The organism is Mucilaginibacter litoreus (assembly GCF_042676805.1).
Taxonomy (GTDB): domain Bacteria; phylum Bacteroidota; class Bacteroidia; order Sphingobacteriales; family Sphingobacteriaceae; genus Mucilaginibacter; species Mucilaginibacter litoreus.
In genome coordinates this window covers 595,269-607,355 of sequence record NZ_JBHTHZ010000001.1, presented here as the reverse complement: position 1 = coordinate 607,355, position 12,087 = coordinate 595,269, and the positions used below count along the sequence as shown (strand labels likewise).

General features: G+C 42.4%; 10 protein-coding genes. 6 read left to right on the top strand and 4 right to left on the bottom strand.

Features of this window, described 5'->3' with window-relative positions; translation table 11 throughout:
• The first annotated feature begins 8 nt into the window (after positions 1–8).
• Both ACFQZX_RS02850 and ACFQZX_RS02845 read left to right on the top strand, forming a co-directional pair.
• On the top strand, positions 9–533 hold the full coding sequence (locus tag ACFQZX_RS02850; protein WP_377111132.1) for an acyl-CoA thioesterase: 525 nt from the start codon (positions 9–11) through the stop codon (positions 531–533).
• Between the two features lie 38 nt (positions 534–571).
• Positions 572–1,090 (top strand): O-acetyl-ADP-ribose deacetylase, encoded by a 519-nt coding sequence (locus ACFQZX_RS02845; protein WP_377111130.1) that lies wholly within the window; start codon positions 572–574, stop codon positions 1,088–1,090.
• Here the strand turns inward: ACFQZX_RS02845 and ACFQZX_RS02840 are convergent.
• Positions 1,079–1,486 carry an EVE domain-containing protein gene (locus ACFQZX_RS02840; protein ID WP_377111128.1) on the bottom strand — a complete coding sequence of 136 codons (408 nt, stop codon included), beginning with the start codon at positions 1,484–1,486 and terminating at the stop codon, positions 1,079–1,081. The two genes, ACFQZX_RS02845 and ACFQZX_RS02840, sit on opposite strands and share 12 nt — an antisense overlap.
• Positions 1,487–1,631: 145 nt before the next feature.
• On the opposite strand from ACFQZX_RS02840, the gene ACFQZX_RS02835 reads away from it, so the two are divergent.
• Positions 1,632–2,591, top strand: a complete 960-nt coding sequence (locus ACFQZX_RS02835) for a PAS domain S-box protein (protein ID WP_377111127.1) — start codon at positions 1,632–1,634, stop codon at positions 2,589–2,591.
• On the opposite strand, the gene holA is transcribed toward ACFQZX_RS02835, so the two are convergent.
• Positions 2,588–3,604, bottom strand: a complete 1,017-nt coding sequence (gene holA, locus ACFQZX_RS02830) for a DNA polymerase III subunit delta (RefSeq protein ID WP_377111125.1) — start codon at positions 3,602–3,604, stop codon at positions 2,588–2,590. The genes ACFQZX_RS02835 and holA overlap by 4 nt on opposite strands.
• A gap of 117 nt (positions 3,605–3,721) precedes the next feature.
• Between holA and ACFQZX_RS02825 the strand changes: the two genes are divergently transcribed.
• The gene (locus tag ACFQZX_RS02825) at positions 3,722–4,174 is read left to right on the top strand and encodes a type I restriction enzyme HsdR N-terminal domain-containing protein (RefSeq protein WP_377111123.1); all 453 of its coding nucleotides are present in this window, start codon (positions 3,722–3,724) and stop codon (positions 4,172–4,174) included.
• Here the strand turns inward: ACFQZX_RS02825 and ACFQZX_RS02820 are convergent.
• A complete protein-coding gene (locus ACFQZX_RS02820; RefSeq protein ID WP_377111121.1) occupies positions 4,167–6,005 on the bottom strand; it encodes an ATP-binding protein in 1,839 nt (612 codons plus the stop codon). The genes ACFQZX_RS02825 and ACFQZX_RS02820 overlap by 8 nt on opposite strands.
• 98 nt (positions 6,006–6,103) lie before the next feature.
• On the bottom strand, positions 6,104–8,791 hold the full coding sequence (locus tag ACFQZX_RS02815; RefSeq protein WP_377111119.1) for a valine--tRNA ligase: 2,688 nt from the start codon (positions 8,789–8,791) through the stop codon (positions 6,104–6,106).
• Positions 8,792–9,101: 310 nt separating this feature from the next.
• Between ACFQZX_RS02815 and ACFQZX_RS02810 the strand changes: the two genes are divergently transcribed.
• Positions 9,102–11,171, top strand: coding sequence for a M13 family metallopeptidase (locus ACFQZX_RS02810; protein WP_377111117.1), 2,070 nt, complete (start codon positions 9,102–9,104; stop codon positions 11,169–11,171).
• A gap of 144 nt (positions 11,172–11,315) precedes the next feature.
• Complete coding sequence (locus tag ACFQZX_RS02805; protein ID WP_377111115.1) at positions 11,316–12,002, top strand: OmpW/AlkL family protein; 687 nt, start codon at positions 11,316–11,318, stop codon at positions 12,000–12,002.
• Positions 12,003–12,087 lie beyond the last annotated feature (85 nt).

The window sequence follows — 12,087 nt, the reverse complement described above, 5'->3', positions numbered from 1 at the left end:
TTTGCGGGATGAAAGGAAAATCGCCGAAAGAATCGTACACAGTTATGAATGAGTTGGTATTACCCAATGATACCAATATGATCAACAACTTAATGGGAGGGCGTTTGCTGCACTGGATGGATATAGCCGCGGCCATATCCGCGCAAAAACATTGCAATCGCATTGTGGTGACCGCGTCGGTAGATAATGTATCCTTTCATCACCCGATAAAACTTGGCGACGTAGTTACTATTGAGGCCCGCGTAACACGCGCATTCAATACTTCTGTTGAAGTGAGGATGGACGTTTATGCCGAAAACGTCCCATCGGGCACCAAGGTGAAAAGTAATGATGCTTATTATACGTTTGTGGCTTTAGACGGCGATGGCGCCACTGTTTCAGTTCCGCCACTTATACCGGAAACGCCTGAGGAAACGGAGCTTTTTAATGGCGCCTTACGGCGCAGGCAGCTAAGGCTTATACTTGGTGGTAAAATGAAGCCCGACGATGCTACCGAGCTTAAAGCCTTGTTTTTTGATACCCAAAAGCAATAATTGCAAAACATAGGTATTTAGTTTGTGGTTATTAAGCCATGGATACCCGTATTGAGATCAAGAAAGGCGATATTACCAAACTGCAGGTTGATGCCATTGTAAACGCTGCTAACAGCAGCCTTTTAGGCGGTGGTGGCGTTGATGGGGCAATACACAGGGCAGGCGGCAAGCAAATACTGGATGAGTGTATAGCTATACGCAATAAGCAGGGCGGTTGCCCAACAGGCGAAGCGGTTATTACTACCGGTGGCAAACTGCCGGCACAATACGTAATTCATACGGTTGGCCCGGTGTGGAATGGCGGCAAGCGTAACGAGGCACAACTGCTTGCTAATTGTTATACAAACAGCCTGAAAACGGCTGTGGACAATGGCATAAAAACTATTGCCTTCCCCAACATCAGTACAGGCATCTACCATTTCCCAAAACTCCAGGCTGCTGAAATAGCTGTAACTACAGTTAGTGAGTTTTTGGCAACTAATGAAAGCCTGAAAAAGGTAATTTTCATTTGCTTTGACGATGAAAATTACCGGTTGTATGAAGAGTTATTGCGTTGAAAGCTCTAATATCCTGTCAAATTCCTGGGGTTTAACTGCCATTACGGACAGCCGGCCCTGGCGCACCAGGCCGATATCTTTAAGGCGCTCGTCGGTTTTTATCTGCTCAAGTGTAACCGGCTTTTTAAGACTTTCAACCGGCTCCATATCAACTACTACCCAGTTAGTATCATCAGTTGTCGGGTCCTGGTAAGCTTCTTTTATTACACGGGCTATACCCACAATTTCTTTACCCTCGTTACTATGGTACCACAGCACCAGGTCGCCAACCTGCATACCGCGCAGGTTGTTACGTGCCTGATAGTTACGTACCCCATCCCAAAAAGTATGGCCTTCCTGGTTAAATTTTTCCCAGCTATATTTAAAAGGTTCTGATTTTACTAACCAATGGTTCATTCTTAATTTCGTATTAACAGCGCAAAATAAATAAATATGATCAATAAGTTAAGTGATTATGTAAAGCAAAAATTGTGTATACTTTATGTTAGTTTATAACTAACTTTAATAGTATAATAGCATACATCTTCATAATACCTATAATATGGCGCTGCAGATTAATAACGACGATGCCAGCTTTGACGCCTTGTTTCATAACAATCCTAATCCCATGTGGATTGTAGAAGTGGATACGCTTAAGTTCAGGGAAGTAAATAATGCAGCCGTACAGCACTATGGTTATAGCCGCAGCGAGTTTATAAATGAAATTACACTGGCCAACATCAGGCCTGATTATGAACAGCAGGATATGCTGGAACTAATAAGGCGGATAAAGCATAAGCAAACTGTTAAAAAAGAACTGACCCATGTAAAAAAGGATGGAACTGTTATCTATGTTAACCTTACATCTTACACGGTTGACTACTATGGGGCGCATTGCCGTATGGTGATTATACATGATGTAACCGAGCAAAAGGTTAAAGATATTAAGTTGACCGAGGCCGTAAATCGCATTAACGAAACCTTAGAGAGTATTACTGACGGTTTTATAACGCTTGACAGAACTTTCAGGGTAACGTACTGGAATAAGGAAGCTACGCGCATTTTAAGCACATCTAAAGAAAAGATTCTACATAAACAGCTATGGCAGGTACATCCTTATTACCTGAAATCAGAGGTGTTCAGACAGTTGCATTATTCGCTTAAGCATAAGGATACCGCTAAGTTTGAAGAATTTATACCGCAATTAAATAAATGGATATGCTTTACCATCTATCCCGGTAGCGAAGGCCTGGCCGTGTATTTTCAGGATATGACGCAGCAAAAGCGTGGCGAAGAAGAGCTGAATAAAAAAAATGAAAGCCTTAACCAGATCGCTTATATCAACTCGCATTTAATACGTAAACCGCTGGCAAATATATTAGGAATAATTAACTCAATGGATGAAATAGAGCATAACGAATGTATTGGGCAATCGTTAAAAATGCTGGAGAGAAGTGCACTTGAGCTCGACCATATCATTAAAGATATCAATAACATGGCCGAGCTGAAAAGCAATAATTAATGCAATATCTTGAACATCAGTTCGCGCATTAGCCCACCATGATCGGTGTTAGAGTCTACACCTTTGCTTTTAAGATCATACTCGCGCAGATAACTTATCACCTGGAAAGTTTTAGCAAGCTGATATCCACGTGCAGCTAATTCATAGTCTTTTAAAAAGTAAGGGCTAACGCCCAGCTCTTTTGCCGCGTTTGATTTATCTTTAACGTAGTGATAAGCAAGTACTTTACTGAAGAAATTATTAAGATTACCTAATACCAGTACAATAGGGTTGGCTTTTGGGTTGGCCTCAAAATAATTTACTATCTGGTTTACTTTATAAGCATCTTTCTTTATCAGTGCCGATTGCAGCTCAAAAACGTTATACTCTTTGCTGATGCCGATGTTATCCTGAATATCTTTTAAAGATATCTCGGCACCAGGATTAATGTTAAGCATCAACTTATCCAGCTCATTCGCAATTTTAGAAAGATCATTGCCCAGGTACTCGGCCAGCATGGCGCTTGCCTGCTGGCTGATCTTATATTTTTTATCGTTGATATAACCTTCTATCCAGCCAGGTATCTTGTTATCATATAAACCTGCCGATTCAAAAACGATCCCGTTTCTTTCAATGGCCTTATAGGTTTTTTTACGCTTATCAAACTTGCCATATTTATAACAGAACACCATAATGGTACTTGGCAGCGGGTTTTCAAGATAAGCCAGCACAGGGTTAATGCCTTTTTTATCATCATCATCCCGCCCCCATTTCATATCCTGCGCCTCTTTGATGAGTACCACCTGGTAATCGCTCATCATTGGATAGCGTTTGGCCGCGTTTATAGCCGTCATGATATCGGTATCCTTACCATATAAAACGGTTTGATTAAAACCCCTCTCAGCCTCGGAAAGTATATTGTTTTCAATAAAATTACCTATCAGGTCAATATAGTAAGGCTCATCGCCGTGCAGTAAATACAAAGGCTTAAATTTGCGGTTCTTGAGGTCTTTTATAATATCCGTAGCAGTCATTCGAGTACGTCAAAAATAAAAGTAAAAACCTAAAAGCAGTGTAATGTTGAATAATAAAAAAGGACGATTACCCGAAACATGCTATTGAATTTATAATTTTAGCCTTTTAGTTTGAAAATGCTTCAACCCTTGAATCTTCCGGCCTATCCCTTTAAGCTTACCAATGATAACGGAAAGCTTAGTGTTTTTGATGAGATACGGAAGAAAAGCATTATTTTAACACCAGAAGAATGGGTGCGCCAGCACTTTGTACAATACCTCATCAGGCAAAAGAGCTATCCCAGGGCACTTATTAAGCTGGAGGGCGGCTTAAAACTGCATGGTATGGCCAAACGTACTGATATTGTAGCCTTTGATACCTCTGGCGCTAAAATATTATTGGTTGAGTGTAAGGCACCGTCGGTGAGTATCACCCAGGCGGTATTTGATCAGGCGGCCCGTTATAACATGAAGCATAAGGTTGGGCTTATGGCAGTTACTAATGGGCTGCAGCACTATTATTGCCGTATAGACCATGCAGCAGGCAGTTACCAGTTTTTAGAAGATCTGCCCGTCTATCAGGCTATTTAACGGTGGATGAAACAAGGTTTTGTATCTTTTCCATCAACTCATCGGGCTTAAAGGGTTTGGCCACATAATCATTCATGCCGGCGCTGCTTACCTGTTCACGAATATCGAATAATGCCGATGCCGTTAAGGCTATAATAGGGATATTCGCTTTAGCAGGATCAGGCATCTTACGTATTTCCATTGCTGCGTCAAAGCCATTCATCACTGGCATTTGTAAATCCATCAAGATGATATCAAAATTGCCGTATTGGATAATTTCTACCGCTCTTTCGCCATTCTCGGCTATGGTGGGCACAATTCTCCATTTAGAGAAAAGCTTTTTCATCAGCATAACGTTTACAGGGTTATCTTCGGCTATCAAAATTCTTAGGCCTGAAGCTTCAGGGGCTTCAGATTTAGCAACCTGCACTTTTTCTGTTAGCCCTGCAGCAGGCATTACAGGTTCAACAGGCATTTTCTTTGGCAAAGGAGCCGCCTCTGTAGATACCGGGAACTCCATATTGAATGAAAACTCAGAGCCCTTGCCAACCGCACTGCTTACATGCATCTGCAAATTTTGCAATTCTAACAGGCGCTTAATAATGGCAAGGCCCAGGCCGGTACCGCCATACTGGCGGGTAGTAGTTATAGACTCCTGGGTGAATGGTTCAAATATGCTTTCTAAATTTTCCTTTTTAATACCTATACCGGTATCCTTTACAGAAAAGTTTACCGTTATAGTATTATGCCGATCTTCCAGGCATGTTGCCCTTACCCAAACACTGCCATGCGCCGTGAATTTGATGGCGTTGCTTATAAGGTTGAATATAATCTGTGTTAAGCGTGTAGGGTCGCCAAATACCACTTTTTGTTTTAAAACGCTGTCAACATCAAGTTTAAACAGTAAACCTTTTTCCTCGGCCTTAAGAATTTGCCCGCCACAGATATTGTTCATCAATTCAACCAGGTTGAACTTTATTTTTTCAAAAACCACTTTGCCCGATTCGATCTTGTTAAAATCAAGCACATCATTAACAATAGCTAAAAGGTTGTTGGCCGAAAACTTTAATATTTCAAGATTTTCATGCTGATCAGCCCGAGGGTTATTCATCAGCAGCAGGTTACTCATCCCTATAACCGCATTTAGCGGTGTGCGTATTTCATGAGACATGGTAGATAAAAACTCCGATTGTGCTCTTGAAGATTTTTCGGCTTTTTCTATCGCTTTTTCAAACTTGATATTAAGAGCTTTTTGCTCTTCACCGGTTTCTTTAAGCAGTTTAATATTCTTTAAAAAGGCACTGTAAAAATGACTGTGTAAAAATATGATCAGTATGAAATTGGCAAAAATGGCTATAATGGTTGTTGAGTCATCCGTTCGCTCAGGTTTAAAGTCGATAAAGTAATTATGATCGTACCTCATCACCATAAAGATTAACACCGGCAACAGGTTTAGCAGTGAATAAAACATGCCCCAGTTTTGCCCGAGCATGTAAAAACTGAATACTATGACCAGTATGATCAGTTGAATGGTAATGATATTTACATCCTGTAAAATAACAAAAACGCCGGCCAGGTTTACCAGTGTGCCTAACACAAGCACCATGTGCGATATGGTGCGCCAGTGCGGTTTATAAGTAAGGTATTTGAACAGGGCTATCAGCGATAATAAAACTACCCCGGAGGTAGTGCTCATAACCGGCAGCCCCTGCAGGTATACGCTTAAAAACATAGCGCCTAAACCTACAATAGCCAACAAAAAACCATAATACAGTAAGCGAATGCGAGCCTTGTCTAAAAAGGACACATCTCCTGTAAGTAGTTTATTAATTGATAGGTTAAAAAAATCCACGTGGTAACCGGCAATAAATGAGGTAACTAAAATACTAATTAAAGCTTAATAATAAGCAATAACTACTATTTAGTTAACAGCACGGTAACCTGTTGCAATTAACCTGCCAATCCTTTAAGGTTTTCTTCTACTATTTTAAGTTTCGCTTCAGCATCCGCTTTTTTCTTTTGCTCATTTTCTATGATCTCTGGCTTGGCATTGGCCATAAAGCGTTCGTTACTTAATTTGGCGTTAACGGATTTTAAGAAACCGGCAAGGTAATCACGCTCTTTAGTCAAACGGTCCTTTTCGGCATCAATGTCAATATTTACATTTAAAGTGATGTGAAACTCATCTGTACCGGCAATAAAGCTGGTTGCACCGGTTATTGCCTCAATCACAAAGTCCAGTTCGCTTATATTACCCAAATGCCTGATAATAGGCTCATAGTTGTTGTAATCAATAGATGAGTTAACCTTAACGGCCAGGGGAAGCACTTCTTTGGGTGATAATCCTTTACTGTTTCGGGTATTGCGGATATTGGTGATCAGCTGTTGTATAACCTCTATTTCAAAGATCAGTTGTGTATTTACCGCCCCAATAGTCGGTAGTTGTGCAACAACGCAGCAGTCGGTAGAGCTACGCTCACCAAACAGTTCATCATGCCATAACTCCTCGGTAAGGAACGGCATAAACGGATGAAGCACTTTGAGTATACTGCTAAAGAAATTAACGGTAGCCGTAAAGGTTTCGGCATCAATTTTCTGCTTTTCTACGCCTTGTTGGTAAGCAGGCTTTACCATTTCCAGGTACCAGGCACAGAAATCGTCCCAAACGAGCTTATAAGTGGCCATAAGGGCTTCAGACAGGCGATACTGGCTAAAGTTATCTTCAATTTCGGCCAGGGCCTGGCTAAAGCGGCTTTCAAACCATTCAATAGCTACCTGGTTTTTGGGCTGGATGCTGTTATCAACTTCCCATCCTTTAACCAGTTTAAAGGCGTTCCATATTTTGTTGCCAAAGGCGCTGCCCTGTTCGCAGTACTTTTCATCAAACATTAAATCATTACCGGCAGGTGAGCATAAAAGCATACCCACTCGTACGCCATCGGCGCTGTACTTGTCTATCAGATCAAGAGGATCTGGTGAATTGCCTAACGATTTGGACATTTTACGGCCCAGCTTATCCCTTACAATTCCCGTTAAGTAAACATTGTTAAACGGTTTCTGATCGCGTAGTTCGTGCCCGGCCATGATCATCCTGGCCACCCAGAAAAATAATATTTCGGGTGCAGTAACCAGGTCGTTAGTTGGGTAATAGTAACTGATCTCGGCATTATCCGGGTTGCGCACACCATCAAACACAGATATTGGCCATAAGCCTGAAGAGAACCAGGTATCCAGTACATCTTCATCCTGTGTAAGCTTATCAATGGTTACAGAGGCATCAATCTGTTGAGCCTCAATTAAAGCCTCCTCTTTGGTTTTAGCAACTACGTATTGGCCGTTTGGTAAATAATAGGCAGGTATTTGCTGGCCCCACCACAACTGGCGGCTGATGTTCCAGTCGCGTACGTTTTCCATCCAGTGGCGATAGGTGTTGATAAACTTTTCGGGTATCAGTTTTACATCGCCATTCAATACATATTCCAAAGCCGGCTGTGCAAGCTCTTTCATTTTGCAGAACCACTGCATAGAAAGCTTCGGCTCGATAACGGCGCTTGTCCGTTCAGATACACCTATTTGTGAGGTATAATCTTCAGTTTTTTCCAGTGCGCCTGCTTCTTCAAGCAGTACGGCAATTTTTTTACGTGCTGCAAAGCGGTCTTCACCCACTAATATTTGTGCCTGCTCATTTAATGAGCCATCATCGTTCAAAATATCAATAACAGGCAAATTATGCCGTTGGCCAAGCTCATAGTCGTTAAGGTCATGTGCAGGGGTAACCTTTAAACAGCCGGTACCAAAATCCATGGTAACATAATCATCCAGTATCACCGGTATTTCGCGGTTAACTAAAGGGATATATACTGTTTTGCCATGCAGGTGAGTATAGCGTTCGTCGTTAGGGTTAATACATATCGCCGCATCGGCCATAATGGTTTCAGGGCGGGTAGTAGCGATGGTTAAGTAGTCTTTAGTCGCAAGTTCTGAGTCTGAAGAATTTCCAAGTCCTGCTTCTGACTTTTGACTTACGACTTTATACTTAATATAATAAAGCTTCTGATTTACCTCTTTACGAAGTACCTCTTCATCGCTCACGGCGGTTTTACCCTGTGGGTCCCAGTTGATCATCCTGACACCGCGATAAATAAGGCCCTGTTTATGAAGGTGAACAAAGTAGTCAATAACCGCTTCGCTCATATCCTCATCCATTGTAAATTTGGTACGGTCCCAGTCGCATGATGCGCCAAGTTTTTTTAGCTGGTCCAGTATGATGCCGCCATATTTATCTTTCCAATCGTGGGCATGCTTTAAAAATTCGTCGCGGGTAAGGTCTTTTTTACTGATGCCTTGTTCTTTAAGCATGGCAACAACTTTAGCTTCTGTAGCGATGCTGGCATGGTCTGTACCCGGCACCCAGCAGGCGTTTTTGCCTTTCATGCGGGCGCGCCGTATCAAAACATCCTGTATGGTATTGTTTAACATGTGGCCCATGTGCAACACGCCTGTAACGTTTGGCGGGGGCATAACAATAGTGTACGGCTCACGCCCGTCGGGTACTGAACGGAAAAATTTGTGATCTAACCAATACTGGTACCATTTTTCTTCGGCTTGTTTAGGCGAATATGTTTTAGCAATACTCATAGCCCGCAAAAATAAGTATTTGATGGTAATACCGAACAGTAACTTTCACTTGCCTTTGCTTATCTGGATTTATTTCAAATAATATAGCATAACTACTTAGCAACAATATTTTTACATACAGGCGTTTATATATTATTAAGCACGCAGATAAATGAAAACATTGCCTGTAAATCGCCTTCTGGCAGCTATAATCAGGGTATCGCGGTTATCAATAGTCATCAACTGGTTTAACAGATAAGGCCAAAACACGTCCTGATACTTGCTGCAACCCCTGTTAAATTTTTAACTTTAGCTTTTTACTGATTTAATTATGAAGTTAAAGTTTTCTAATTTAATGCTGATGGGTGCTTTATGCCTCTCTGCTAATGTTTTTGCCTCAGGCGGCGACAAGCCTGTTAAAGCAAAATCTCCAAATGATCCTCCGAAAAAGTTTATTGACCCCGCTAATATGGACCTCTCGGTAAAACCGGGCGACAACTTTTTTGAATATGCCAATGGAAGCTGGATTAAACAAAATGCCATTCCTGCTAAAGAAACACGCTGGGGTAGCTTTAACATTTTAAGACAGGAAAATACCGACAGGTTGTTGAAATTGCTTACCGAGGTTAGCAAAACTACCGGGCAGCCAAAGGGCAGCCTTAAGCAAAGGGTAGGTGACCTGTATGCCAGTGGTATGGATAGCCTCACTATTGAAAAGAAGAGTTATACACCTATTAAAGCTGATCTGGCACGTATTGATAAGATCACCGACTTGAAGGGCGTCATCAATGAAATGATCTATGATAGGGTAAATGGTGTTGGCAGCCCGCTGTTTGGCTTTGGCGTGGGGCAGGATTCCAAGCATGTAGATACCTATATTACGCAGTTAAGGCAAGGGGGGACCAGCCTGCCAGACAGAGACAATTATTTGAAGGATGACGCGCGGTCTAAAAAGATCCAGGAAGCGCTGAAAACCTACATAACCTCATTGTTCACGCTAACCGGCTCAAGTGCTGATGTTGCTTCAAAAAACGCGAATACAGTGTTTGAGTTAGAGAAAACTTTAGCTAAATCGCAAATGAGCCGTGTAGCCATGCGCGACCCTAATGTTACCTACAACAAATTTTCGGTAGCCGATTTCAGCAAAACTACCCCGCATCTTAACTGGGTTAAATTATTGCCCATGTTAAAGGTTAATGGCCAGGATACCGTACTTGTAGGCCAGCCGGCATTTTTTAAGGATATTGATGCATTGTTGGCTTCAACATCTGTTGAAGACTGGAAAACTTATCTGAAATGGAATGTACTGAGGAACTCAGCCTCATCATTAAGCTCTCCATTTGTTAAAGCAAGTTTTGCTTACAGCAGCGCCTTGAGCGGCCAGCAGGTAGAAACACCGCGCAACGAACGCATGAGCGGCTTGGTAGATGGCAGCCTTGGCGAGTTATTGGGCCAGTTATACGTAGAGAAGTATTTTACGCCTGCGGCAAAAAAATACATGATAGATCTGGTGAATAACCTTAAGGTTACCTTGGGCGACCGAATTAAACGCCTTGACTGGATGAGCGATGCTACAAAGGCTAAGGCCCTTGCCAAACTGAACGCTTTTACCGTTAAGATCGGTTATCCGGATAACTGGGAAAAATATGACGGCGTGGTAATTGACCGCAATGATTATGCCGGTAACCTTAAGCGCATTGCTATATGGCGCTACAATTACAATGTTACCCGTTTAGGTAGACCGGTTGACAAGACCCGTTGGGGCATGACGCCGCCAACCGTAAACGCTTACTATAGCCCAACTAATAACGAAATTGCTTTCCCCGCCGGTATATTGCAGTTTCCATTCTTTGATTTTGGGGCGGATGATGCTGTAAACTATGGCGGGATAGGTGCAGTCATAGGACACGAGATGACCCACGGTTTTGACGACCAGGGCCGCCGCTATGATGCCGATGGTACCCTGCGCGATTGGTGGACTAAAGAGGATGCTGAGAAGTTTCAGAGCCGAGCGACACTGGTGGAAAACCAGTATAATGCTTTTACCGTACTGGATACCATGCATGTAAACGGTAAACTGACACTGGGTGAAAACCTGGCTGATTTAGGTGGCTTAAATGTTGCTTATGAAGCTTTCAAGAAAACCAAACAAGGGCAATCAAACACAAAGATCGATGGCTTTACGCCCGACCAGCGTTTCTTTTTATCATGGGCACAGGTTTGGAGAGGCTCGCAGCGCCCGGAAGCCGCCGCGCAACGGATACTGACTGACCCACACTCGCCCGAGCAATTCCGTACCAACGCGCCTGTTACCAATATGGATGCATGGTATGCCGCATTTGAGGTGAAACCGGGAGATAAACTTTACAAAAAACCTGAAGACAGGATCAAGGTTTGGTAATCAACCGCGATCAGCTATTTCATGACGAAGCCCGGCTAATGCCGGGCTTTGTTGTTATATGACCATAATCATATAAGCAGGTGCCTTTCATCAGGATAGTTAATCCTGCCGGCAAATACTTTTGAACCAACTAATAAAATTGTTATGAAAAAGTATTTTATCTTAACCCTGTCCGTTATTCTGTTTTCATCCTTAAGTGTTTTAGCCCAGCATAAAAATGAGTGGGATATCCGTTTGCGCGCCGCTGCGGTAGTGCCGCAGGAAAGCGGAACGGCAGGCGTAATAGGCGGAAAGCCAAGCCTGAGCAATTCTTTTATACCCGAACTGGACTTCACCTATTTCTTTGCCGATAATTTCTCTGCCGAACTGATTTTGGGTACCACGAAGCACAAAGTAAGTACTAAAGCTTCAGATCTGTCGGCCATAGGGGCAAGCTCATCTGCAGATGTTAATCTGGGAAAAGTTTGGCTGTTGCCACCAACGTTGACCTTGCAATATCACCTGCCTGTAGGCAACTTTAAACCTTATGTTGGTGCAGGCGTAAACTACACGATATTTTATAATGCGGATGAAGGCCCTGTAGTGAAAGGCATTGATTATAAAAACAAGTTTTCCTTTGCGGCTCAGTTAGGTTTCGATTATGATATCTCAAAAACCATTTTCATCAATGCTGATGTTAAGAAGTTGTTCCTGCGTACAGATGTAGTTGTAGATGCATCTAACCTTACTCCGGCTGGTAACCCGTCTTTATCACCGGTATTACAAAATATTCCGGCACATGTAAAAATAGACCCCTGGATAATTGCTGTTGGTGTGGGTAAGCGTTTTTAGTTGGTTGTTTGCAACGGCGCTTTGTACAAAGCGCCGTTGTTTTTAAGCCAATTGTAAACAAGTTACCGAACGCATTATGCACTGT

Bases quoted from the DNA above. Each gene is read 5' to 3' on its own strand.
- holA (WP_377111125.1), bottom strand. From the start codon at position 3,604: ATGACTGCTACGGATATTATAAAAGACCTCAAGAACCGCAAATTTAAG.
- ACFQZX_RS02825 (WP_377111123.1), top strand. From the start codon at position 3,722: ATGCTTCAACCCTTGAATCTTCCGGCCTATCCCTTTAAGCTTACCAAT.
- ACFQZX_RS02835 (WP_377111127.1), top strand. From the start codon at position 1,632: ATGGCGCTGCAGATTAATAACGACGATGCCAGCTTTGACGCCTTGTTT.
- ACFQZX_RS02805 (WP_377111115.1), top strand. From the start codon at position 11,316: ATGAAAAAGTATTTTATCTTAACCCTGTCCGTTATTCTGTTTTCATCC.
- ACFQZX_RS02845 (WP_377111130.1), top strand. From the start codon at position 572: ATGGATACCCGTATTGAGATCAAGAAAGGCGATATTACCAAACTGCAG.
- ACFQZX_RS02840 (WP_377111128.1), bottom strand. From the start codon at position 1,486: ATGAACCATTGGTTAGTAAAATCAGAACCTTTTAAATATAGCTGGGAA.
- ACFQZX_RS02815 (WP_377111119.1), bottom strand. From the start codon at position 8,791: ATGAGTATTGCTAAAACATATTCGCCTAAACAAGCCGAAGAAAAATGG.
- ACFQZX_RS02810 (WP_377111117.1), top strand. From the start codon at position 9,102: ATGAAGTTAAAGTTTTCTAATTTAATGCTGATGGGTGCTTTATGCCTC.
- ACFQZX_RS02850 (WP_377111132.1), top strand. From the start codon at position 9: ATGAAAGGAAAATCGCCGAAAGAATCGTACACAGTTATGAATGAGTTG.